The organism is Larkinella terrae (assembly GCF_009668025.1).
GTDB classification, from domain to species: Bacteria; Bacteroidota; Bacteroidia; order Cytophagales; family Spirosomataceae; genus Larkinella; species Larkinella terrae.
The window spans coordinates 217,127-242,127 of record NZ_WJXZ01000007.1 but is presented as its reverse complement, the minus strand read 5'-3'; the positions used below and the strand labels follow the sequence as shown (position 1 = coordinate 242,127).

At 52.8% G+C, this 25,001-nt stretch carries 19 protein-coding genes; 8 read left to right on the top strand and 11 right to left on the bottom strand.

Going from position 1 to position 25,001, the window contains the following annotated elements:
* The first annotated feature begins 95 nt into the window (after nucleotides 1-95).
* From GJJ30_RS13870 to GJJ30_RS13850, 5 genes are all read left to right on the top strand, one after another.
* Complete coding sequence (locus GJJ30_RS13870) at nucleotides 96-1,547, top strand: S41 family peptidase (protein WP_154175759.1); 1,452 nt, start codon at nucleotides 96-98, stop codon at nucleotides 1,545-1,547.
* A gap of 27 nt (nucleotides 1,548-1,574) precedes the next feature.
* Complete coding sequence (locus tag GJJ30_RS13865) at nucleotides 1,575-2,546, top strand: hypothetical protein (RefSeq protein WP_154175758.1); 972 nt, start codon at nucleotides 1,575-1,577, stop codon at nucleotides 2,544-2,546.
* A 102-nt stretch (nucleotides 2,547-2,648) separates the two neighbouring features.
* Entirely contained in the window at nucleotides 2,649-3,704 is a 1,056-nt protein-coding gene (locus tag GJJ30_RS13860) for a Kelch repeat-containing protein (RefSeq protein WP_229313120.1), read from the top strand.
* Nucleotides 3,705-3,708: 4 nt separating this feature from the next.
* Nucleotides 3,709-4,032, top strand: coding sequence for a DUF4907 domain-containing protein (locus GJJ30_RS13855; protein ID WP_170299188.1), 324 nt, complete (start codon nucleotides 3,709-3,711; stop codon nucleotides 4,030-4,032).
* Between the two features lie 81 nt (nucleotides 4,033-4,113).
* On the top strand, nucleotides 4,114-5,430 hold the full coding sequence (locus GJJ30_RS13850) for a DUF4270 family protein (protein WP_154175756.1): 1,317 nt from the start codon (nucleotides 4,114-4,116) through the stop codon (nucleotides 5,428-5,430).
* Between the two features lie 15 nt (nucleotides 5,431-5,445).
* On the opposite strand, the gene GJJ30_RS13845 is transcribed toward GJJ30_RS13850, so the two are convergent.
* Nucleotides 5,446-6,726: a Gfo/Idh/MocA family protein gene (locus tag GJJ30_RS13845; RefSeq protein ID WP_154175755.1), complete on the bottom strand. Its 1,281-nt coding sequence runs from the start codon at nucleotides 6,724-6,726 to the stop codon at nucleotides 5,446-5,448.
* A 160-nt stretch (nucleotides 6,727-6,886) separates the two neighbouring features.
* Between GJJ30_RS13845 and GJJ30_RS13840 the strand changes: the two genes are divergently transcribed.
* Nucleotides 6,887-7,987 (top strand): alkaline phosphatase family protein, encoded by a 1,101-nt coding sequence (locus GJJ30_RS13840; protein WP_154175754.1) that lies wholly within the window; start codon nucleotides 6,887-6,889, stop codon nucleotides 7,985-7,987.
* A 118-nt stretch (nucleotides 7,988-8,105) separates the two neighbouring features.
* On the opposite strand, the gene GJJ30_RS13835 is transcribed toward GJJ30_RS13840, so the two are convergent.
* The 7 genes from GJJ30_RS13835 to GJJ30_RS13805 form a co-directional block, all read right to left on the bottom strand.
* Complete coding sequence (locus GJJ30_RS13835) at nucleotides 8,106-8,453, bottom strand: VanZ family protein (protein WP_154175753.1); 348 nt, start codon at nucleotides 8,451-8,453, stop codon at nucleotides 8,106-8,108.
* A 1-nt stretch (nucleotide 8,454) separates the two neighbouring features.
* Nucleotides 8,455-9,183 (bottom strand): gliding motility-associated ABC transporter permease subunit GldF, encoded by a 729-nt coding sequence (gene gldF / locus GJJ30_RS13830; protein WP_154175752.1) that lies wholly within the window; start codon nucleotides 9,181-9,183, stop codon nucleotides 8,455-8,457.
* A 109-nt stretch (nucleotides 9,184-9,292) separates the two neighbouring features.
* Nucleotides 9,293-9,823: a DUF4199 domain-containing protein gene (locus tag GJJ30_RS13825; RefSeq protein ID WP_154175751.1), complete on the bottom strand. Its 531-nt coding sequence runs from the start codon at nucleotides 9,821-9,823 to the stop codon at nucleotides 9,293-9,295.
* Between the two features lie 20 nt (nucleotides 9,824-9,843).
* On the bottom strand, nucleotides 9,844-10,437 hold the full coding sequence (locus tag GJJ30_RS13820) for a DUF4199 domain-containing protein (protein ID WP_310588246.1): 594 nt from the start codon (nucleotides 10,435-10,437) through the stop codon (nucleotides 9,844-9,846).
* A gap of 6 nt (nucleotides 10,438-10,443) precedes the next feature.
* Nucleotides 10,444-11,730 carry a dihydroorotase gene (locus GJJ30_RS13815; protein WP_154175750.1) on the bottom strand — a complete coding sequence of 429 codons (1,287 nt, stop codon included), beginning with the start codon at nucleotides 11,728-11,730 and terminating at the stop codon, nucleotides 10,444-10,446.
* 52 nt (nucleotides 11,731-11,782) lie between these two features.
* Nucleotides 11,783-12,163, bottom strand: coding sequence for a glycine cleavage system protein GcvH (gene gcvH, locus GJJ30_RS13810; protein ID WP_154175749.1), 381 nt, complete (start codon nucleotides 12,161-12,163; stop codon nucleotides 11,783-11,785).
* Between the two features lie 77 nt (nucleotides 12,164-12,240).
* On the bottom strand, nucleotides 12,241-14,370 hold the full coding sequence (locus GJJ30_RS13805; RefSeq protein ID WP_154175748.1) for an outer membrane protein assembly factor BamB family protein: 2,130 nt from the start codon (nucleotides 14,368-14,370) through the stop codon (nucleotides 12,241-12,243).
* A 230-nt stretch (nucleotides 14,371-14,600) separates the two neighbouring features.
* Here GJJ30_RS13805 and GJJ30_RS13800 point away from each other — a divergent pair, with 230 nt between their 5' ends.
* Both GJJ30_RS13800 and GJJ30_RS13795 read left to right on the top strand, forming a co-directional pair.
* Nucleotides 14,601-15,131, top strand: a complete 531-nt coding sequence (locus GJJ30_RS13800) for a CD225/dispanin family protein (RefSeq protein WP_154175747.1) — start codon at nucleotides 14,601-14,603, stop codon at nucleotides 15,129-15,131.
* Nucleotides 15,106-15,498 (top strand): DUF2752 domain-containing protein, encoded by a 393-nt coding sequence (locus tag GJJ30_RS13795; protein WP_170299181.1) that lies wholly within the window; start codon nucleotides 15,106-15,108, stop codon nucleotides 15,496-15,498. Before GJJ30_RS13800 ends, GJJ30_RS13795 begins: the two co-directional genes overlap by 26 nt.
* A gap of 1 nt (nucleotide 15,499) precedes the next feature.
* Here GJJ30_RS13795 and GJJ30_RS13790 read toward each other — a convergent pair whose 3' ends face one another.
* The 3 genes from GJJ30_RS13790 to ruvA form a co-directional block, all read right to left on the bottom strand.
* The gene (locus GJJ30_RS13790) at nucleotides 15,500-16,636 is read right to left on the bottom strand and encodes a BamA/TamA family outer membrane protein (protein WP_154175745.1); all 1,137 of its coding nucleotides are present in this window, start codon (nucleotides 16,634-16,636) and stop codon (nucleotides 15,500-15,502) included.
* Nucleotides 16,637-16,718: 82 nt separating this feature from the next.
* Nucleotides 16,719-24,182 carry a T9SS outer membrane translocon Sov/SprA gene (gene sov, locus GJJ30_RS13785; protein WP_229313118.1) on the bottom strand — a complete coding sequence of 2,488 codons (7,464 nt, stop codon included), beginning with the start codon at nucleotides 24,180-24,182 and terminating at the stop codon, nucleotides 16,719-16,721.
* A 207-nt stretch (nucleotides 24,183-24,389) separates the two neighbouring features.
* Complete coding sequence (gene ruvA / locus GJJ30_RS13780) at nucleotides 24,390-24,983, bottom strand: Holliday junction branch migration protein RuvA (protein ID WP_154175743.1); 594 nt, start codon at nucleotides 24,981-24,983, stop codon at nucleotides 24,390-24,392.
* Between the last annotated feature and the right edge of the window lie 18 nt (nucleotides 24,984-25,001).

Sequence of the window (25,001 nt, the reverse complement as noted above, 5' to 3'; positions counted from 1 at the left end):
GGTCAAGCGGTGAGATGGCATCGCTGCCGGGGGAAACAGGTGAACGTGGGACAGTGAATGTGAGGACTGAATTCTGAATACAACCTGAAGTATCTATGAAAAATAAATTGCGCATCAAATCGGCGTGGTGGGGAATGTCGTTGCTGTCTGTTTGGCTACTGTCGTCCTGCAACAAGCAAACCGATCTGGTTACACCGACAACGACCAGTAATACCACGTCTGACAACCAAACCGTTGACAACTGGATTCTGGAAAACATGCGGGAGTATTATTACTGGAATGACAAAATTCCCGCCAGCCCCGATTTAACGCTGGCTCCCTCCGATTTCTTTGACTCGCTGCTTTATTCGTTCGACGCCACCCAGCGCCCCGACGGCGACCGGTTTTCGTGGATCGAGGAAAATGCCGATGAGCTGTCGGCTTCGCTGAGCGGAGAATCCACAACAACGGGGATGGAATTTACCTTGTACCTGCGTTCGCAGGGTTCTACCAATGTCATTGCGCAGGTTTTGTACGTGTTGCCCAACTCACCGGCCGCGGCTGCCGGTTTCAAACGGGGCGACATCATCAGCAAAGTAAACGGACAAACGATTACCACCAGCAACTATAACTCGCTGCTCTATTCGGGCGGTACATCCTACTCGTTTGGTCTGGCCGAAGTTCAGAATAGTGCGCTGGTGGATACCGACAAGTCGATTTCGGTAACGGCCACAACCTTCCAGGCCAACCCGGTTTTTATGGATTCGGTGTATTCAGTGAGTGGAAAAACCGTTGGTTATCTGGTATATAATCAATTTGTTCCCGCTCCCAACAACAGCAACGGCTCTGAATACGATGACCAGATTGATGCCATTTTCAGCAACTTCAAAGCCAAAGGCGTCAACGAACTGGTTCTCGATCTGCGCTACAATCCGGGCGGTTATACGTCTTCATCGGCAAATCTGGCGAGTCTGATCGGCAAGAATGTCGACCAGACTAAGGTTTATTTCCGGGAAGAATGGAACTCAAGCCTGACGCCCTATCTCAAACAGGAATACGGCGATGAATTTTTCCTGCAACGGTTCGTCAACAAATCACAGAACATTGGCGGCAACCTCCAGCGGGTGTTTGTCCTGACAACGGAAGGAACCGCTTCGGCCAGCGAGCTGATTATCAATGGCCTCCGCCCTTATATGACTGTAACCACGATTGGCACTACAACCTACGGCAAAAATGTGGGGTCTATCACCATTGTTGATGATTCCGGAAAAATAAAATGGGGCATGCAACCGATCGTCTTCAAATCTTTCAATAGCCTGGGCCAGTCCGACTATTCGACCGGTTTTACGCCCAACGTGGAAGTTCAGGAACCGATTAACCTGCTCCCGCTCGGCGACGTAAACGAAGCGCTGTTGAACGAAGCACTGTTTCAGATTACCGGAAGCCGCACCGCCCGGCGGGCCGCTGTCGAAAACCACCTGACCAGCCTCGGTTCGTCTTTCCAGCGGAAAGCCGGAGGAGGACGGATGATTAAAAGCATGTCGAACTTTAAAACCTTTAAGCTATAAGCAACACTTCTAAGCAGGCCATCTCCCATGAAAACCGCTCTCACTACGTTCTGGCTTTCCGTTATCGTCTGCCCGGCCCTGGCCCAGGGAATCAGCGACTACTATCGTCCGTCGGTGGACCCCATCGATGCCTACAACCCGGTCGAACGAACGGCCAAAACCCGCCGAACCGAAATGAAGCAACTCGTGGCCCGCTATGGAGAAGCTTATATCCGTGAACGCTGGTACGTCGGTGCCGACGGTTTTTTCCGAATGGATAAGAGTCAGCTCGACCAGACCTTCAACGGACTTATCAGTACCAAAGCCACCACGCAATCCGGCTGGAGCGCCGTGGTGGGCTGGGTGAGCAACGAACGCTGGGCCGTGGAAGGCGGGTACGCGCGCTCCTCCATCCACAACACCCTGGTCGTCGGCAGCGGCTCCAATGCGCTAGACCTCCGCTTTGAGAATAATAAGAACGGGATGGTGCTGCGGGGCAAACGACTCATGCGATTTGGAAACCGGGTGGCCGGACGATCCGGATTATGGCTCGGTGCCGGAATCTGGGCCATTCCGAACAACGGGCGGCAGGTCAGCAGCTTTCTGGTCGAAGGATATAATTACAGCGGGGGCGGGGGCGGTTTCGGTCGCACCAGCCGGAGTCGGCTCGACACCATTCAGATCTTCGGCGAAACCCGCCTGAGCTCATCCCTCAGCAGTATCGCCGAGGCATCGGTGGAATACATTGTCAAGCTCGGCGGACGCGCCGAACTCAGTTTTTTTACCCGCAAACAGTGGGGACTTAGTAACTCAATCTCAACCAACCTAATGTATAGTGTCAACCGTGGAGAGTCGCAATCGGCTGTTCTTCAGAGCAACGGCAGCGGCTGGAGCGTAGGCCTATCGCTGCGATACGTCTACGCCCTGCGGTATGACCTGCGAACCATGCCGGGCATTTTTAATCTGCGGGGAAACCGCGCCGGTTCGGCCAGTGAAAAACGACGAAATAACCAGCTTTAAGTTCATGATTGATACCAGACTAAACCTTTTAACACCCAGTTCCCTACTCCGTTGCCAATCCGGCAACGGCTTTTCCATTTACTCACTTTCCCCTTTTTTTCTATGAAAATTACATTCAAGCACGGGCCACGCACACCGTTCTCAACTGCGATCAAATTCATTCAAAACCGTCGTTCAGCAACGCTCACCATTGTTTTTTACGCCATGATCTGGGGCTTTTGGGGCAGTTTCCTGAGTAGTTGCAAAAACGAAGATACCGTCGATGTGCTGGGCGACTGGAACCGCCGGTCCGATTTTGAAGGTGTGGCCCGGAACGCCGTGGCCGGGTTTGTTCTCAATAACGTTGCCTACATGGGCACGGGAACCAATGCCGACAACGATCGGCTGAAAGATTTCTGGTCGTACAACCCCGCTAAAAATACCTGGACTCAACTGGCCGATTTTGGCGGGGAAGCCCGCAATACCGCCGTCGGTTTTTCGGCCGGAACGAAAGGTTACATCGGTACGGGCCTGAATGTCAACAGCGAACGGTTGAAAGACTTCTGGGAGTTTGATCCAGCGGCCAATGCGTGGAAACGAATTGCTGATTTCGGCGGTACCGCCCGGCGCAATGCCGTGGCCTTTTCGGTGGGCAACAAAGGCTACGTGGGCACCGGTTTCGACGGCAATTACCTGAAAGACTTCTGGTCGTATGACCCGGCCAAAGGCACCTGGGAAAAAATCGCCAGCTACGGCGGAGCGAAACGCCTTGGCGCGATCTCGTTCGTGATCGACGGTCTGGCGTATGTCGGTACCGGTAACAACAACGGATCGGCCGAAAAAGACTGGTGGGCGTATGATGCCGCCAATGATACCTGGATCGAAAAGGGCGATTTTGAAAGCGATGAGCTGGTGCAGCGTAGTTACGCGGTCGGATTCGCCATTGGCACGAAAGGCTACGTGACCGTCGGTGATGGCAGCAACGCCGTCTGGGTCTACGATTCGGCCACCGACGACTGGTATGAGCAGGGAACATTTGAAGGATCTTCCCGCCAATATGCCTTTGGTTTCGCGATCAACGGAAAAGGATACATCACCACTGGAAGCAGCGGCTCCGGCCGTTTCGACGATTTGTGGGAATACGACCCAACGCTTGTTCAGGACACCAGCACCAACTAAATCGATGAAAAACAATCGGTTGCGACCAATAGCCACCTTGCTGGCCGGGCTGGTTCTGATTACGGTTTACAGCCTGTTTTTCCGAAAACCGGATTATGAACTTCAGACCATGTCCACCGGAAGCGGCTGGGGCTACCAGATCGTTCACAACGGCAAAACCGTGATCAATCAGCCAACTGTACCGGGTCAACCGGGGCAACACGGTTTTCCTACGGAGGTCCTGGCCCGGAAAGTGGGCGAGCGCGTCGTTTCAAAACTCCGTCAGGGTCAGTTCCCTCCCACGCTCAATCCGGCAGAACTGAGCCAGTTAGGTGTTTCGGTGCAGTAACAGGTTTACGGTATTCGGTATACTGAAAACCGTATACCGAATATCAACTCGACTTGATTTCCTTTTTCAGATAACTATTCTATGCGAACATTACCGCGCTTTTTTGCGCTACCGATTTTAGTCGGGATTATCTGCTCGGCCTGCATGTCGGGTGACCTGGACGTCGGCCAGAATGTGGTCAAGCCCGACGAGATGCAGCTTCAATACATCGACACCGTAACGGTCAATCTGTCGACCATTATGGTTCCGGATTCCTTTATCACCTCCTCCGACAGCAGCGTTCTGGTTGGTCGCTGGAACGATTCCCAAACCGGTCTCATGTCGGCCCGTGGCTTTGCTTCTCTGTCTTACGTTTCCAACGATTTACCCGACCAGAAAGGCATTCGGTTCGATTCGCTGGTGCTGGAATTGGTTCATGCCTATTCGGTGGGCGACACCCTGAGTCCGTTCACGCTTCAGGTGCACCAATTGCAGAAACCGCTCGAAATTGGGCCGGTTCATTACAACACGCAGGCCGTTGCCTACAACACCAGTCCGCTGCTCCAGACGACGGTGGTGCCTCAGTTCAAGGAAGAAATTCGGCAGATTCGTCTTCGGATTCCGGAAACGCTGGCCAAGACGTTCTACGATAAGCTGATCAGCAAGGAAATCAACAGCGCCGAAACCATGTCCGATTTCTGGAAAGGAATGGCGTTTCTGAGTTCGTCCACCAATAACGTTTTTCTGGGGTTGAATCTAACCTCATCGCTGTCGGGAATCCGGCTGTATTACCGGGGGAACGATATCAGCCAGACGAATTACAATCTGCTTTTTCCGTTTCAGGCGTCTCAATTTACCCAGCTAACCAACAACCGAACCGGCACGCCCCTCCAGGCACTCAAAGTTCAATCCGATGCCGTTTCCAGCCGCTCCACGCAGAATGCCTCGTTTGTTGTTCCGGGCGCTTTTCTGAGCACGCGGATCGAAATACCTTCGCTGACCGAATTTATCAAACCGGAAAACTTCATTGGGTTAAACCTGGCCGAACTGATCATCGAACCGGTCCGAAAGGATGTGCGCGACAACGCTCCGCCCCCGTCCAACCTTGGTCTTTACTTTACCAATAACCAGAACGAAACGACGGAAGCCGTTCCCGGCACGAGCACCGGTGCCACCTCCGCCGTAGCCGCGTACACATTTTTGCCCAATGCCATTGAACTTGAAGACGCGTATGTATTTAACATCACGCATTACATCAACCAGGTCATAAAGGGCCAGGCGGTCAACCGGCCGATGCTGCTGCGGGTGCCGGTGGGGCAAAGCACGATGAAAACCATGCTCCAACGGGCTATGCTCGGCAACCGGCAAAATGCCACCGACCGAATCCGGCTGAAATTGTATGTAACTTCGGACACCTAAACGGGTTGAAAACCGCTAGATTAAATCCCATTGCCGCCGGTATTCCCGCGATAAATACGCGTTGGCCTCCCGGTCGTGGACAAATTTTTCCTTTCTGGCATTCCATTCCAACTTTTTGCCCAGGCGGTATGAAATGAGTCCCAAATGCATGGGCATCGTCATCTGGCGGGCGTATTCCAGATTGGACTCGGGCTGCGACCGGGATTTCACGGCATCGACAAAATTTTGCTGATGGCCGGGAGAGCGTTGTATGGTCTTGGGGATCTCCGGAATGTCCGTCATAATCACTCCGTTGACGGTGATTTCGCGGGAACCGTAATCGCAGAGTAACGTACCTTTGTCGCCTTCGAAATAGGCCCCAATGCCTTTCTTAGCGGCTCCCGGCACGTTGGGCGGTTCGGAAGTCCAGTAGAGCTTCAGATTTTCGAACTCATAATCTATGTTGATCGACTTGGGGGCGTCGGCGATTCCGTCCGGCGCTTCCCCGGTTGCGCTGACGCTTTTCAGGTTTTTCGGCTGAATCGACCACCAGACCACGTCGGCGATGTGGCACCAGAAATCCTGAAAAACCCCACCCGAATAATCCAGAAAATACCGGTAGGTAAAATGGCACCGCTGGGGCGTATAAAGCGACTGCGGAGCCGGACCGAGCCACATATCCCAGTTGAGCGTCGACGGTGGCGTCTGGTAATTGGCCGGACCCAGATCAGGTGGCAAACCGGTTTTCCACAGGCGAACGGTATGAACCTTTCCAATGGCGCCACCCCGAATCAGTTCAACCACGCGGTGGTAATTATCTCCGGCGTGAATCTGCGTTCCGAGTTGAAAAACCCGCTTATGCCGGTTCAGATTTTTCAACATCTTCTGCCCTTCGCGAACATCGAACGACAGCGGTTTTTCGCCATACACATCCTTGTCGGCCTGAAAAGCCAGAATGGCAATCTGAGCGTGCCAGTGGTCGGGCGTGGCCACGGTAATGGCGTCAATGTCTTTCCGGTCGAGAATGTGCCGAAAGTCTCCGTATCCCTGCGCCTTCGTTCCCGGATTCAACTCCGACAACCGTTTCAGGCTGCTGTTCAAATGGTCCTGATCCAGGTCGCACAAGGCGACAATTTCGACTTCGGGCAGTTTGGCAAACCAGCCCATGTGGTTGTTGCCCATGCCACCCAGGCCAATGTGGGCGATGCGCAGCCGGTCGCTGGGAGCCACCTTCCGGAGGGTTGGAAAGAACGCCAGACCAAGCGCGCCAGCGCTGCTCTGTTTCAGGAATTCCCGGCGGTTAAGCGGATGATTCATACGGTTATAGGGTCGAAAATTGGATTTCAAGGTACAAAAATAAGCCTTGTCATTTTTCAAGTATTCACGAAAAATTAACAGGTTTTCCACGGAAGAATCTGGCGGCTTTTCGTTATTTTACGTCTCTATCATGCCTCCTCTCCACCTTCTTCCGACTTGTATGAACAGACCCGTACATGCCTATTTTCTAATCGTTTTCCTGCTTTTAAGCGGTCTGCCACTTCTTTACGCCCAGAAAACCGAAAACGTCATTCTGGTCACACTCGATGGCGTTCGCTGGCAGGAAGTTTTCAACGGTGCCGACTCAACGCTGCTTTTCGACCCGGTTTATTCGCCGGATACGGCAGCGGCCCGCAAAAACTTCTGGGCTGCCACGCAGCAGCAACGGCGCCAGTTGGCTTTTCCGTTTCTCTGGAACACGGTTTCCAAACAGGGACAACTTTACGGTAATCGATTGAAAAACAGCAAGGTTAATAATTCCAATCCGTTCTGGTTCAGTTATCCAGGTTACAACGAAATCCTTTCCGGTTACGCCGATGATCGCATCAAATCGAACGACAAAATTGATAATCCGAATACCACCGTCCTCGAATTTTTGCACAACCAGCCTGCGTACAAGGGAAAAATTGCCGCCTTTTCGTCCTGGGACGTCATCGAAGCGGCTGTCAATGAGAAGAAAACCGGGATTTACGCCAACTCGGGTAATGAGCCAGTGCCTTCGCCTAAAACCGCTGCGGATTCGCTGCTCAACAGCATGATGTCCACCATTCCCCCTCAGGTTTGGGACAAAACCGTTCGCAGCGATTTTCTAACCTATTACATGGCGAAGAATTATCTGCTGCAAAACCACCCGAAGGTCCTTTTCATGCAGTTCGACGAAACTGACGGGCTGGCCCACGCCGGCCGCTATGCCGACGACCTGCGGATGGTCCATGCCGTCGATGCGTTCCTGGCCGATCTCTGGAAAACGATTCAGCAAATTCCGCAGTACGCCGGAAAAACGACGCTGATGATCACGACCGATCACGGGCGCGGTCACACGCCGAAATCAACCTGGAAAGGACACGGCACGAAAACGCCGGATTCGTACCAGATGTGGTTTGCCGTTATCGGCCCCGACACACCGCCCACCGGCGAGCAATCCGGCGGTCCGGTGCTGTACCAGAACCAGCTGGCGGCAACCGTGGCCCGGCTTCTGGGGCAGGATTTTAAATGCGAACACCCGGTTGGAGCACCGGTTTTGACGGTTTTGAAACCGTAGAAGAAGAGAATGTTAAATGCAAAATGATGAATGCTAAATGTAAAAGTGAGTTGGGAATTTTGCCACTACTTTTACATTTAGCATTCATCATTTTACATTTAACATTCTTTTTTGCAAATCACCCTTTCATCAGCCGTCGGACCACGAGGATGCCAACAACCAGCCCAAGCAGAATACCGCAGGCGTCGGCCAGGAGGTCGAGCCATTCGAAATCCCGGTTGATGGGCATGACCAATTGGTAAATTTCGATTAAAAAACCGTAGACGACGCCGATGATGAAAAGGCGGACCGGAAACCGGTAGATGGTCACCCACAGAAGGCCCCACAAGCCGAAGATGCTGACGTGCAGAAGCTTATCATTCACCGTTAGCCCCGGAGAGGGATAATCGCTGGGCCAGGCGCAGCCGATAAAAATGATGATTGTCCAGGCAATAGCGGCCCATTTGATTAGAACTTCCAGTCGCATATCAGCGGGTGAGGGCCGTCATTCGCCACTCGGTCAAAAACAAAAATAGGATAATTACACTGACTAAATAAAGCACATTCCGGGAGTCGATCAGGCCGCGTCCCAGCGCCTGGTACTGCTCGTCGAGCGCGATCCAGGTCAGCGGATAAGCCAGCGTGCCCCAAAACTCCAGTCCGGCAACCGAACTGATTCCGACGTATAAAAGAAAACACAAAAACACGCCCACAACAAACGCAACAACCTGATTTTCATTGATTGAAGACGCGAACAATCCGACTGCCACAAAGACGCCCCCCAGCAGCAGCAGCCCCACGTAGGAACCAAAAACCGAGGCTGAATCCAGATTACCGCGCGGGTTCCCCAGTTGGTAAACCGAGTAATAATACAGCAGAGTGGGTAGCAATAACAGTACCACCAATAGCCAGTTAGCCAGAAATTTAGCGAGGATCAGTTGCCAGCGCGTCAGCGGTTTGGTGAGCAGCCACTCGATGGTTCCGGTCCGGACTTCCTCAGCAATGGAGCGCATGGTGATAGCCGGGATCAGAAACAGCATCACGTAAGGCGTCAGGTTAAAAAAAACGCCCAGGTCGGCATAGCCGTAATCCAGCAGACTCGTATCGGGAAAGACCCACAACATCAGCCCCACCGCCGTCAGGAACACAATCATGATGACGTAAGCGACCGGCGAGCTGAAAAAACCGTTGATTTCTTTCCGAAAAACTGGCAGCATTTTTAATTCGATTGAAAGACGTTAGACAAGCGATAAAAGACTTAAATAACTCATTCAGAAACTACTTTATTGCCCGTCTCTTCTCTCTTGTCTAACCTCTTCCCTCTCACTATTGATTCTCAAAATCAGAGAAAGGGGGGCGGTTTCGGCGGAGGAAAGCGGCAACGACCAGGGAAATCAGCACGCCGAAAATAGCCGCAAACAAAATACCGATTCCAAACTGCAATCCGGGACTCTGGACTTTCTCGGTAATCTCCATCGCTTTCTCGATGTCGCTATCCGACATGCCCCGGTTTTCCAGTTGCTCGCGGGCATTGTCCAGCATTTGCTGGCGGATAGTCGGATCGATGAAATTCGTGTAAATCAGGTTGTAGGTGATCGAAACCAAACCGGAGACGACCGACAGCAGGGTTCCCAGCCCAACGCCTTCGCCGAAGCTCATAAAACCGCTGTTCAACGAGCGGTATTCGCGCATGGCCATGACAATGATTACGATCGAGATGATCAGGCTGACCCACTGGATGGATTGATTGGTAAACAGACCGGCGACATTGATAATGGTGGTCCAGATCATAAAAATGACGCCGGAAATCAGGCCCCATTTTAGCGCAAGGCGGGCGGTAGACGGTTTTTCTTCCATGTCAATACACGTTTAGTTAATTAGGACTTAGGCGATTTTGAACGGTTTGGTGCGTCGGGTGCGGGATTGTACAGACTGTAATCCTGCTTCCGAAAAAGTAAGGAAATAACCAGCACCGGCAAAATAGCCAGAACGGTTTTCTTGCTGATTTCGTCGCCAACCAGGGTTTCCAGCGTAATCCGATCGACGCCTTTGAGCACGCTCAGGTATTCCTTCTGCCCCAGCGATTCGACCAGCCGCCCTTTGGTTGAGACGATTAATTGCCGCATTTCGTCAAGATACTGCGTAAAAACCGTGGGATCGACGTATTTCAGGAACAGGTAAATCAGCCAGGCTGTCAGCAGGGCACCCACCGTATTCACCACGTAACAAATCGTCAACGCTTCCCAGAGGTGTAAAAAACCGTGGCCGATATTTTTCCGATAATACCAGACTGCCGCCACCATCATGATGATCTGAAATCCGAAATCCAGTACTTTTTTATTTCCCAACGGCATGATATTCAGGGAATAAAGCACCAGGAAATAAATGAAACACAAGCCTCCCGCCAGCAACCCAAAAAAAACCGGGAGCTTTAACAACGGATGGTTAAAAAATGAAATGAGTTGTTTCACTGCGTTTTATAAGTGTTCAACAAAGCCCTTGTTTATAGTCCATAACGCTTTTCCCCGTAAGGTTTTGCCAAAAAACGGCGAGTTTTTTGACCGGGAAGCGGTTCGTTCATACGTCCATTCGGCATCCGGATCGAACAGCGTCAGCGTCGCTGGCTGGTTTTCGTCGATGGTCAGCGCGGGCAGGCGCAGGATTTCGCGCGGGCGTTGGGTCCACTTCTCAATCAATTGTTCCAGCGGCAATTCCGGGAAATGGGTTCTGACCAGCGCAAAGGCGGTTTCCAGTCCAATAATGCCAAACTCGGCGTGGTCGAATTCGATGTTTTTGCTCTCATCGTCCTGCGGATTGTGGTCCGAAACAATGGCGTCGATGGTGCCGTCGGCTAACCCCTGCTTCAGTGCTTCGACATCGGCGGGCAACCGAAACGGCGGATTGACCTTCAAATTGGTATCGAAACCCATCAAAGCCGAATCGGTAAAAGCGAGTTGGTGAGCGGCAATATCACAGCTGACGGGCAAGCCCTGCGCCTTCGCCTGCCGGATCAGTTCAACGGAACGAGCGGTTGAAATCGTCGAAAAGTGTAAAAACGTTTCATTAGACTGTTCGGCCGTGGGTGGGTACGTGTATTCCAGCAGGCGCAAATCGCGTTCGATGACAATTTCCTCGGCCATCGCGGGCATACCTTTCAGGCCCAGCAAGGTGCTGGAAAGCCCCTCGTTCATCTGCCCGAAATGCGTCAGGTTCTGCTCTTCCGGCCGGTTCATCAGCAAACCGTTGAACGGCCGGAGGTACTGCAGGGTTTTCAGCAGCAGATCGGGATGTGTCAGCGGTACTTCGCCATCCGAAAAAGCCACCGCTCCGGCATGATGCAGATCGATCATGTCCGTAAAATCCTGCCCTTCCGTTCGTTTGGTAATCGCGGCAATGGGGTGAACCGTGACCGGCTGCCCCTGCGTGGCCTGCCGGATGTAGCCCAGCGTATCTTTTGAATCAAGTACCGGTTTGGTGTTGGGCAAAATGGCAATATCGGTAAAACCGCCCAGTCTGGCGGCCTGGCAAACCGTACTCAAATCCTCTTTCTGTTCGTAACCGGGATCTTTCGCCGAAACCCGCATATCGACCCAACCGGGCGAGACGCACAATCCTTCCCGTTCAATGAGCTGCATGGAATCGTCGGCGTCTATTGACTCACCGATCTGGCGGATCAACCCATTTTCAATTAATACGTCACGAACCTCTCCATTCAGGGGCGACTGGGCGTCTACGATTCGGGCGGCACGAATAAGTACTTTCATGGGAAATGCAAAAAAAAAGCCCCGGATGGAGCTTCCTGATCAAATCGGTGGGTTAAGCACCTACTAAATCTTTATAGGCTTCGGCGGATAACAAGTCATCGAGTTCCGCACCCTCGGTCAGTTTCAAACGAATGATCCAACCCCGGCCATACGGATCATCGTTGACCAGTTCGGGCGATTTTTCGACTTCCGGATTAATTTCAACCACTTCACCGGCGATTGGCAAAAAGAGATCCGACACGGTTTTAACGGCTTCAATCGACCCAAACACCTCGCCTTTCGCCAAACTCTGTCCAACGCTCGAGATGTCCACAAAAACGATGTCACCTAATTCACTCTGGGCAAAATCCGTAATACCAACAATGGCGGTGTCACCATCCATGCGAATCCACTCGTGATCTTGCGTATACTTTAGTTCTCCGGGAAAATTCATACGTAACGTTTCGTTTAGCGTTGCAATTTACACAGGTAAACCGGTTTTACAAACCCCCGGCCGGGCCTTGTTGGCGGTCATTTGAGGGCAAAGGCCACGTAGCGGTCGCCGGAACGGGTTTTCAGTTTCCCTCCGCCACAGGCAATAACCACATATTGTTTGCCATGCACCGAATACGTTGCGGGAGTAGCATAGCCAGCCGCCGGAAGCTGCGCTTCCCACAAAAGTTTGCCGGTTTGCCGGTCAAAAATGCGGAATTTCTCGTCGGGCGTTGCGGCAATAAAAAGCAAACCGCTGGCCGTGACAACGGGACCACCGTAATTGTCGGTTCCGGTCGGTGGCAGGCCCTGTTTGGTCAGTGCCGGAAACTCACCCAGCGGAATCTGCCAGCGATGCTCGCCGGTATTCAGGTCAATAGCCGTCATCGTTCCCCAGGGCGGTCGACTAACCGGATAACCGTTTCGGTCATACCAGCGGTTATAGCCCGTGTGGGTGTACGGCACCCAGGTGAGGGTTTTCGTTGTTGCCACCGCATCCTGACCGGTTTTCCTGCCGGAAATAAAATCGACAATGGCCGCCCGTTCGGCCGTCGACAGGTACGAAAAAGCGGGCATCATTCCCCGGCCTTTTTGTAGCAGTTGAAGAATCGCTTCCGGTTTCATCCGGTCGGCAATCCCCAGCAACGACGGATACGCCCCGCTGTGATCACCCCGACGATCAACGCCGTGGCAGGCTCCGCAATTGGTCGCGTACAACTTTTCGGCACTGCTCACAGCCGTCGGTTTTGGCGCGTCGACCAGCGACGAATAAACCGGAATTTCCTTGGCCGGAATGTAAATAACACCGTTTGGATCAACGGCGGCTCCTCCCCATTGCGCTCCGCCGTCGGTACCCGGAAAAAAGATCGTTCGCTGACGGCCCAGCGGATTATACGGTGTTCCGGTTCGGCTGGCTCGTAGCTGGTTCACAATTTCCTCCCGGTCGGCAACGGTTTCGTTGATGTCTTTTTCGGTAAAAATCTGCCGGGTAAACGGCGCCGGTTTCAGCGGAATGGGCTGCGTGGGAGATGCTTTTTCACCAGGAATATCGGAAGCCGGAAACGGTTTTTCCTCAATCGGAAACAGCGGTTTTCCCGTTACCCGGTCGAAGACAAACACCTGCCCCTGCTTGGTGATCTGGGCCACGGCGTCGATTTTTCGGGGCCGGCCATCCGGGCCATTGTGAGTAACCGTCAGCAGATTCGGCGGAGCGGGCGGGTCGCGATCCCAGATATCGTGGTGAACGAGTTGATAATGCCAGATTCGCTGTCCGGTCCGGGCGTTGAGCGCCAGCAGGCAATTGGCAAACAGATTGGCTCCCAGCCGGTTACCGCCGTAAAAATCGAATGCCGCCGAGCCGGTGGGCACATATACGATCCCGCGTTTCCGGTCGATGGCCATGCCCATCCAGTTGTTGGCACCACCTACGTTCAGGTAACCGTCTTTGGGCCAGGTGTTGTAGCCAAATTCGCCCGGTTCCGGAATGGTCCGGAACGTCCAGACCCGTTTTCCCGTCCGAACGTCGTACGCCCGAATATTTCCTTTCAGCGCCGTTGGGCCTTCCGACACCCGGGTCCCGACAATGATGCGGTTTTCAAAAATAATACCGGGCGTATTGGAAATGACGTAATCATCGGCACCGGTTCGGGCCAGGCCGTCGCGCAGGCTGATTTTTCCGCCCTGGCCAAAGGTTGGCACCGGTTTCCCCGTTGTCGCATCGAGCGCATACAACAGGTGCCCGAAGGCAAAGAAAATCCGTTTATCCCGGCCGTCGCTCCAGTAGGTGACGCCCCGGCTGTTCATTTTAAAGGTGTCGTCGTTCAGGGCGGTTTTCCAGCGTTCTTTTCCGGTGGCCGCGTCCAGCGCAAAAGCCTGCGAACCCGCCGAAACACCGTACAAAATACCATCGATCACGATCGGGTTGCACTGAATCTGCGTCTGATTGCGCACTGAGTCGGCCCCACCGGATGCGTATTCCCAGACCTTCGTCAGTTGGTTGACATTTTCCGGCGCAATCTGATTTAAAGACGAATAATGGTTCTTTTCGGCGTTGCCGTTGTATTCACGCCAATCGGTGTCGGCCAACTCCTGATAAGGACCCGGAATAAAGGCAAAACCGATGAGAAGCAATAAAGTGACGGGGAGCCAGGCGGCAACGTTTCGGAGCATCAGAAAGTCAAATCAAACCGGTTTATCTGCACATTGAAAGAAAATTATACGACGTTGTTACTCCTACCACTTAAAAGTTCTCGCCTAAAATTCGAAGGAAAACCCGCTTAAGTAACCGATAACGAAAAAAGGGGAGTTTAAATGCCGCATCAATAACCATCTTTTTCTATCTTTCAGGTATTTACCACCTGGCAACATTCATTCCTAAACCGCTATCTTTTTCCTCTTACATGAAGCAATATTACTACCTGGAGGGCAACCAACAGCTTGGGCCGTTTACCCTGGAAGAATTACGTTCGAAACCCATCCAGCCCGATACGAAAGTCTGGACGCAGGGACTTCCCGACTGGGTTGCCGCCAGCACGGTTCCCGAAATCAACGAATGGCTGTCGGGTGCGCAAATTCCGCCCATCAACCCGTCTTTACCACCCATTCAAAGTCCCCCGAGCCGGCCTTTTCAGGATTCGTACACGCCCAACCAACCGCTTGGCGGCACGATGCCGAAGCCCAAAACATGGCTGGTCGAGTCCATCCTGGTGACGCTATTTTGCTGCCTGCCCTTCGGGATTGCCGGAATTGTGAATGCGTCCAACGTCGATTCCCGGTATTCCAATGGCGATTTTGCCGGTGCCCAACGCGCTTCCGACGAAGCCGCCAAATGGACGAAAGTCGCCTTGTTTGTTTCGATCGGTTTCTGGGTCTTATACATCGCAGCCATTTTCATCGGCGTTTTCAGTGGGGTCACCAACTCTTTTTTCTAACCCGTTTGGGCGGGCCGCGTTTCTGGTTCTGCTGCTCGGGATAGCCGCGTTCTGTTTCTGGTTTGACCCCAGCGAAGTGTCATTTTTTCCGCCCTGCCCGTTTCGGCTGCTGACGGGGCTCGAATGTCCGGGTTGCGGCTCGCAGCGGTGTCTGCACCAGTTGCTGCACGGCCACATGGAGCGGGCTTATGGGTACAATCCGCTGATGGTTTTGTCTATCCCGTACGTTGTAACCGGGCTGCTGCTGGAATACACACCTTTGCGGACAAAACATTCGGCTTTTCACCAGCGGTTTTACGGCAAAACCGCCAGTCGGATTGCCTTTGGAATGGTGGTTCTGTTCGGGATCGGGCGGAATCTTTTCTGATTCAGAAGGCTTCGCCCAGCGAGATGTAAAAACCGGTGCCTTCGCGGGTTACGCCCAGGTCGGCGCGCAGGAAAACGTCCTTTTTCTGAAAAAATAAAAACCGCACCCCTCCGCCCGCGGCCCAGCGAACGTGGTTGAGCTGGACGGACGCAACCGAGGGCGCCACGGTTCCTAATCCGGCAAAAAGGGAGCCGCCCCAGCGTTTGCTGAAGCCAAAAGGCAGCCAGCGGATTTCAGCCTGCGTAGCCAGCACATTTTTATCACGGTACCGGCCCAGGTAATAGCCCCGCATGAGCGACTCGCCCCCGATCAGGCCCAGGTTATTGAACGGAACATCGCCGGTAATGAATGTACCAGCCAACTGCATGGCCAGCACCCGGTTCGGCCGACCAAGTGGCCGGTATAACCGCCCGTCGAGCACCACACTCTGGTACTTGAAATCGCTGCCAAAACCGGGTTGGTACCATAAAATACCGGTTTCCAGAAATTGACCTTTCCGAACATTCAGGACATTTTTCCGGTCGTCATAAACGAGTGCCAGACCGAGTCCCGTCGTTTTCGACCCCCTCCCTCCGACCGGCAATTCGAAATTCGACGTTTCTTCCGACTCGAATGAGACCCGCTGAATGCTCTGGAAATCGGCTTCGGCACCCGTGTACCAATTGTTCCTGATTTTACGAAGAATGCGCTGGCGAATCTGAAAATAAACCGAGTTCACCAAAACCGGGTTGGACTTTGACGTAGCCGGGCCGATGCCGTAATAGAGTAGCGGAAATTGCTGGTAACGCGCCTTTCCCAGAAAGAAATAGGTGTTCTGGTCGGTGTAAACGGCATTTTCGAGCAAGGCCCCAAACTGCCCTTTCAGTGTGACGAAGGTATTGAGATTGATTTCGCTCAACCGGTTGACGACGGTATCGCCTTTCACATAAAACAGCGAAAAAGTCCGAATGCCCACCTCTAGGCTGGTTTCGGGCGCAAAACCGAGCGTTGGGAACACGATCAGTTTGGAGGTAGCCGCCGAAGAAGTATCATTCAGAATTTTCTTCACAAACCGGACGACCTGTCCCTGCGCCCAAACCGGCGAAACCGCCAGTCCGAAAACCAGTAGCAATGCAATAATCCGCAGGCGAATTTCCATAGTGCGTCCTCTGTCTACCACTGACAACTGGAAAAACCGCCTGATTGATTTACGGTCACTAAAAAACCGGTAGAAATGGTGGTTACTCGGCCAGATTGAACCGGACCTGAACACCGCCCGCCGTGGTCGCCCGACGGTAGGAGTTGGAAACCAGCGGATCGTTGAACGTCCGGTCGAAATAAACCTGCACATTCAACCGGCGACTGACGACGTAACTCACCTGCGGACGCAGCTGGAAGTTAACGTTTCCGGCCGTAATAATCTGTTCGCCAACGCCATTAACGTTCGTGGGCGTAGTGGATGAATCGTCAAACTTCCGCTGCACCGTGCGCGTATCGCGGAACGTCAGGTTACAGTTGAACGTCAGATCATTTTTCAGGCGTTTGTACGCTCCGTTGATTTTGAACGGCACCTTGAAATTCGTTTTTGTAAATCCAAACCGGAACGTAATGTCTTTGTTACTCAATTCGGCCACCTGGGCGTTGGACAAGTTCAGCGCGACGCTGCGATCCTGATTGTATTCCAATCCCCCGCTGATCTTGCTCTGCGTCCGGAACGTAATCCCCAGCAAGGGCGCAAATCGCTCGGTCATCGTGATCGTACTCATGACAAAAACCGGAACGAACTGTCTGTCAATGTTATAGCGCGATGCCAGCGGATAATTCATGACCGCCAGATTGACGTACATTGCTTCGTAATCGAGTGAGGATGTAAAATTGCCGACGCTGTAAGTTGAGTTATAGCTGTGCGAAAGCGTAAAGGCGCTAAATAGCTTTCGGAACGGTTTCAGTTGCGACAGTCCATTGTAATCGACCCGCCAGTTGGGCAACGGAAACCGCAGGAATGGATTCTTATCCACCGTGTTGGGATCTTTCCCGCTGTAAGCCGCAAAAAATGCCGGAATCAGCACGTCCTGCGACGTCAGATTATATTGTCCGCCGTTTCCGGATTCGGGATTTTCCCGCGTCAGACGATTCAAAATGATTTTGCGGTATTCGGCAAAGCGATCGAAAATGGGCGATGAATTATCCTTATTCAGCTTGGAAAAGGCGGTTTTGAACGACAGGAACGACATGCTGAACTGGCCATTCCGGTAGGGACTCAGGCTCTTGTAGGAACCACCGATGGTATCGGGCCGGTAGATTTCCTGGTAACTATCCTGCCGGGTCAGCCGGGCTTCTACCGTAATCCGGAAATCCTTGAACGGCTCCAGCGTAGTCCGGGCGTCGAACTTCTTGCCCCGGGTTTGGGTAAACGGCTGATTTTGAACGGTACTGTGCGACAACCAGCCCCGCTCGGAAGCTTTGCGGTTAATAGCCCGATCCTGACTGCCTAACACAAACGGCAGGCCCGGCGCATTCTCGCGCGAAAGGCCAAAAAACCGGGGTGTCGGTAAAAAGCCGGGCAAAATGGTCGATTCCTGAATGGTATAGTTAAAATTAATCCCCCGAATGGTCAGCAGCGTGCGGACGAAACTCTTCAGCACCCGGCTCTCCGACCGCTGAATGTCCTCGATATCACCGGGATTTCGCGTGAAATTTTTCCGGGGAACGGAGGGCGTATTGGCAAACCGCAGGGACTTGATTTTATTATACAGCCGGATGAAATCCACCCGTCCCTGAACGCCCCACTCCCGGTTATTCTTGATGGTATTCCCAAACGGAACATTCAGCGTGTCCGTAATGCCGAATGAATTGGCCTGAAACTGATAGCCAATGTTGTAGGTAAGGTCGGCGGCCACCCAGTCGAGCAGCGGTATTTTGTCCAGCGGCATCCGGTACGTTGTCCGCATGTTCTGTTCAAAGTTTTTCGTCCGGCCAAACCGTTTGGCATTGGCCCAGACCGAATCGATTTTGGCCTGCGTGTTCAGATCCCCGGCGGGTTCGTCGATAATGGCGTTGGCGCGGGCGTTGTAGGTAAAAATCAGGTTGCGGGTCAGGTTCCACTGCAAATCGTAGTAGCGATTGAACCAGAAGAATTTTTCAAACTGCGGCACCATACCGGCCGTGGTCAGTTCGGAATTCCGGAGCTGGGTTTTGATGAAACTCCGGTCCACCTCGCCCCGAATTTGCACCTGCGTGGGCAACAGCGTCAGGTTAAAATCCCGCAACCAGCGCAGATACGGGCGCTCCAGCGATTCAAATCGCTTAAAGGGTTCAAACGGTTTTGGCTGAGCGCTGTACACATAAGCGAGTCCACCCCGGGTTTGCTTTTGTACGTACTGCTCGGTCAGAATATTGGTCCGGGTCGCTTCGTTGAACGCGTACGTAAACGACAGGTTTTCAACATCGTAGAAATGGTTTTTCGCATTCGGATTGGTTTTTACTTTCCGGAGATTGGACAGGTTAAAGCCACGCCGGATCGAATTATCCTCCACCAGTCGCCGGTATTTTTCCCGTTCATTTTCATTCAGCGTCGAAAGGGTCGTTTCCAGCGGGGTGTCTGGATCAAGCGGGTTGAAGTGCGGCTGAATCAGTCGTTTATCGTAGTTGACATAGAGCGGAATCCGCAGGCCCCATTTCTCGGGCAGCAGTTTATCGACCGAAATCTGCGACTGAATCCCGTACTCCGTCGTCGTTTCCCGCGATCGCTCGGAAATCCGTTGCTGCACCCCGCCAAAACCGAAGGTAGATACTTTACCCGAGGCCGTCACCGTGGCCACATCCGCCAGTTTGGCGTTCAGGACCCCCACGGCGGCTCGTCCGGCGGTTTGGTCAAACCCATTTGCGCGCAGTTCGTCCACCCAAACGGTAAAACTTTTGGCCTGTTCATCCGGCGATTTCGGGTTGCGAACCCCAATCATAACCACTTGAACCGCGCTCAGGTCCGGGTTCCCGACCACCGTCAGGTTATAGCGCCCGTCGAGACTGGCCATCGAAAATGGTTGCTGGGAAGATCGGGTAAACTGGCGGTTTTTCTCAGCTTTGAGGTTAATCAACTCATCGATGGCGATATCCAGGTCATTGGCCGCTGGCCACACCACATCGTCAGGCTGGGTTCCTTCGGGCGTATTGACCAGTTTCGGAATCTCGATTTCGTAATAGTTGTCCGTAAAATCGGTTCCCAGCCGGACAAAAGCCGACACCTGGCCGCTTTCTTTTTCCTCGTTGTGCATGTGAATGAACATCTTCAGCCGCTCCCGGAACAGGAGATCGAGGTTGGTATTTTTGAAAGCCGCCCGCGAATCGCCATCCCGCAGGTTGGTTACGCTCAGGCTCATCGACTGTTCATTTAATTCAACCTGGTTGATTTGCGTAAAATCGCGGTCGCGTTGAAAACCGGGTGGCACCCGGTAAATGTATTTGTTGTTTCCGGGGGCGCTGTTCTCCTCAATGTTCACCGCAGCCACTTTAAACTGCGCGTCATACGGTTCCGGCACTTCCTGCAACCCGCGGACCGACAGATCGCCGGTATATTTCCGGTATTGGTTGGAGGTCATCTGCAACTGCGCAAACCGCAGCACCACCGGATCGCTAAAATCCGTCAAGTACATCCGCGCAAACCGCATCGACTTAAACCCGTTGATATTCCCGACTTTCCTGGGATTATCCCGCACCGGGATCCGGAACAGGTACCAAGTTACCGGTTTCCCGGCTTTCGACTGCACATCCACTTTATCGACAATGTACCCCTTGCCAACCGCCAGCTGGCCCGGCCGCAGATCGACTTCGTATTCGTAATACGCTTCGTTATCGTTGATGGTGTTGTCGGTATTCAGGTCTTCAATGTCGGGCAGGGTGGTCGATGCGGGCGTCACCAACTGATTGCGGTCCTGCGATTCCGGCGAATTATTTTCCATCCCCATGTATTGCTTGTACCGGCTGACGATGTACTTGACCGAATCGGCACGCTGGCCGTAGTAGAAAATAAAGTCATCATTGGCGGGGTCGCTCAACAGCCGTTCGCGGGCCTGGGCATTCAGCCGGGGCGATACCTGATCGATGTAACTCTTGAAATACCGGTTTTCGTCGCGGTTGCTCAGACCGTCCAAACCGACGTCCTGTTGCGGTCGGGCCACGTTATCGAATGCCTGCGTGACAAATTGCGAACGCGTGACCCGTCCCCAGGCGGTTGAATCGGGAGATAACCCATTCGGAACCGCCAGACCATTTTCAAAACCGTACCGGCTGTCTTTGACAACGTCTTCCGAAATATCACCCAGGTTGAAAATCAGTTTACCACCCGTGAGGTTTGCTTTGTTTTCAAAGCCGTCGCGAATAATGGCATTTTCGGCGTCAATCGCTCCCAGAAAGGGGTCCATCAGCCAGAATTCGATGTTCTCGATGTTGGCATTGTCGAAATCCGCATCGGATGAAATGGCCCGCATGACGGAACCGAAATTCTTTCTTGGATCACCAGCCAGCCGACCATCGGGAGCCAGGTTCGGGTTAAAATTATACATCCCCCGTTCCCGCGGGAAATAGGCGACGTCCAGAATATTTTCCGGCAGGTTCACCAGCCGCGCCGAGCGCCCTTTGAACAATTCGTTGGAAAGGAAGAACTGTTCGTAAAAGTTCTTCAAATCATTGTCGGTCAGGTTATTCTGCGGTGCCCGGTTAGAGGCTATTCCGGTCGATGTACTAAAAGTATTGTCCACGGTATACACCGAGATTCGGGCGCGGTTGAAGGCGTACCCCAGCGGTTCGGCGAAGGTTCCCTGCGGAAAAGCCCGTTCCGGGGTAGTCGGTGTCGAGCCCAGCCGCCAGCGCGTGGGTTGGCGGGTCAGATCGTAAAGGGTTCGGGCGGCTTCAAAATCGTCGATGAACGCGTTATTGTTCACTCGTGGAGCCACTCCGGGAAACAACTGCGCGACTTCACCTTGGAAAGCGACAGTAGACAGTTCTTTCGTCTGAATGAGGGGCAAACCATCCAGCAGCTTGGTCAATAACCGCGAATCCTTCCGAATCATGGCATCGAATCCCAGGATGGTGTTGTTGACCGGTTCGTTACCAATGGCCACGCGCGTCAGAAAACCGGCGGGCGTCTCCCGCATGTTCATGGCGGTCATCCCCAAATTGACTTCCGGACTCAGCTTATAATCGAGCCGCGTTCCGACCAACCGCCGAATCTGGTTCTGAAACAGGTCCGGACGCTCGAACCGCACTTTAATTTCCTGCCCGGAATTCAGCATGCTTTCGTTCAGAAACCGCACCCGGCCAATTTGGGACTCCACCACAAAGTCAACACCCGGCGACAGCGGAACTCCGCCCGCCGTGACCTGAACCGATTTTTCGTCTACACCATACGGCAAAGACACATCACCGGCGGTTGACGACTGGTAACTTCCCTTCAGGAAAAATTTATTCTTTCCCGCCACCTGTTGCGCATCAACCAGGGTAGTCCGGTACAATTCGTTGTAAACGTACTTCGCTCTAAAGACGTCGGCGTCTGTACCGGTGCCCAATTTCCGGGACAAATACGACCCGAAGGGTTCCAAAACCGGGAATATAACCCGGCCATACCGACTGTCGACGGTGACACCCTCAACAAAATCAAAATTACCGTCCTTCTGCGGATCAAGCTGGGCGTTCACCTGGTCCATGTTGAAGACCTGCACCAGCGGAATATCCTTGATCTGACTTTCCTGCAGGTTCGGGTTATCAATACCGGTTAAATCGTCTTTGTAAACGACTCGCAACTGGAAATTCTGCTTGTTGATCTGCGTGGTGTTGAGCGAATAAATATTCTTCATCATCAGGTTCCACATCGGCAACTGCGTGTTGTTGCGAATCGTCGATGACTTCAACAGCTTCAGAATCAGCACTTCATTATCCTGACGGCTTTGGTAATCTTCCGTCAATTCACCGACCTGATACTTGCGTCCCTGGTAGGTGTATTCGTACGAAACAGCCAGCACTTCGTCGTTGCGCAAGGGCGTCACCAGCGAGATATACCCCAGTTCAGGCTGAAATTTATATTCGGTCTCCGTCAGGCGTTTGGCGCCCCGCAACAGTTCGTAATCGATGCCTTTGGCAAATCCAAAACTCCCATCCAGCAATGCGTTTACCTGATCCACCTGCCGAATGGCGGCATTGGCTTTCAATTTGGTAAAAAGTCCATTACCCGTTGCATTATCCGCCGGGCTGGCCGGATTGGTATTGACGGGTTGTACATTGGGGTTCGCGGTATTGAAGGGCTGAGGTTCGGCCAGATCTGCAAAACCGACAATATTCCGCAAGGTCGTGGTGGTATTGGTGCGGTTGGTCACGTATACCTCTAAACGAGTAATGGTTACACCCGACATGATTTGCGGTAACCGGTTCAGCGCCCGCTCGTAGTTATTCCGGAAAAACTGCGAAAGGAAAAAGTGGCGGTTTTCGTCGTACGAGTCAACCCGGATTTCGTAATTCTTCTGCAAGGAACCGCCTTTGATTGTAATTTCATCCTGCTTCGAACGTTGCTGGGAGGCCACCACCGTGGCATACAATTTCCCGAAACGCAGCTGGGTTTTCACGCCAAACAAGTTCTGAACACCGGGAATCAACTGGCTACTGAGAGGCCAACTAATGTTACCGGCTTCCAACCCCTGAATAATACTGGGGTCCTGCGCCTGAAACTGAGGCACATCCGATTGCATCAGGCTTCCCGCTGTTGGCAAACCGCTTGTCAGGCCGTTGGTACTTGGCAAACCGGGCAATCCATTCGTCAAACCGTTGGCGTTGGGCAAAGCCGGAACCGGCGGGCGGTAATTCAGTTTCAGGACGTTTTCAAAATTGAAACTGGATTTGGTGTCATAATTGGCCGTTACCCCCAACCGTTCCCCGATCTTTCCGTTGAAATTAATATTGATCTGTTCGTCAAATCTAAAATTTCCGTTCCGACGCTGCAGAACCGGTGTCAGCGGGTTATCGATGAATTGGTAGAGGTACCCGAAATCGAGCAATACGAAACCGTTCGGCTTGAAATCCACCAGGTTACCACCAAACAACCGATCAAAAACCGGTGGCAGTTCCAGCTTCGGAACCAAACCCCGCCCACTGACCGCGCTTTGCCCGTCGTTGCGGGCGCTGTATTCCCGCCACAAACTTTTCTGAACACGTTGGTTCTGTAATCGGTTATAGTCTTCGTACGACATCGTTTCGGCCGGACGATACGGTAAACCGGGTGAGGGTTTGGCCGGATTTGTCCCACCGACGGGTGCAATGGTGGCGCCGGTTGTAGCCGCGGGGGCGGTTGCTGTCGCGGAGTTCGGGCGCGTTACGTCCCGCTGGGAACCGATTCGTTCCAGCACCGAAATCTGCCCGGGTTCACTGAGTTGGATGTCCGTAGAAACCGCTTTGGGGTCGCGCAGTAAAAAAGGTGATTTGGGAATTGAAATTGAAAAAGGACTCACATACCGGTCACGCCAGCGAATGATCGGTCGACGTTCAGCGGTGCGCGTGGCCCGGATACTGTCCTGACGTGCGCGCGCAATCGAGTCAGCCAGTGAGACCGGACGGCGTTGTGCAGGTGTCTGGGCTGCCAGTGGATGCGTCCAGGCCGATCCTAAAATTAACGCACACAACACCCCCAACCAGGGCCCTATCCGGCTATTAATCAACCGCAACCGGGTTGATTGGTGGGACTCAACACATTCCAAGAGAGGCACGTATAATTTGATTCGGTGGAATAGGTAGTTTGTTTAATTAAGAGACATCTCTATCACCAAACGGCGAAAACCTTGCCAATATTTTAGTCAAAAGTTAAGAGTTAGGCGTTAAGAGTTGGCTGACACATGCCATTTATCTCACAACTCTTCATTCTTAACTACTAACTATTTGAGTGCTAAACGAATAAGCTGTTCCACACTTAATTCTTCGCCTTCGCGTTTGAGGATTGTATCCAGACTTTTTTCCGCAGCTGGCTTGGGAATTCCCAAGGTTACGAGTGCCGCCAGCGCTTCATCACGCACCGGATTGATGCTCATCCGGTAATTCGGCGTATCGGCCTGCGCCATGATACCCGCTTTCTTCATCTTATCGCGCAGCTCCAGAATAACCCGTTGAGCGGTTTTACTTCCAATGCCTTTGATTGCCTGAATAGCCCGGATGTTTTCCATCAAAATGGCCTGGCGAAGTTCAACGGGCGTCAGCGTCGACAACATGGTCAGGGCAGTATTCGGACCAATTCCCGACACTCCAATCAAATCCAGAAAAAGATTTTTTTCGTCAAGATCCGCAAAACCGTATAAGGTCTGGGCGTCTTCGCGAATGTGCTGATACGTATACAGTTTAAACGGTTCGCCGAGCTTCGGTAATCCCGTTGAAGTATACAGCGAGAGGTGTATTTCATAGCCTACTCCATTGGCTTCCAGGATGACAAGAGTAGGTTCTTTGTGGGTGATTTTTCCGGAAATATAAGCAATCATAGAAGTCTCTTCGACCCG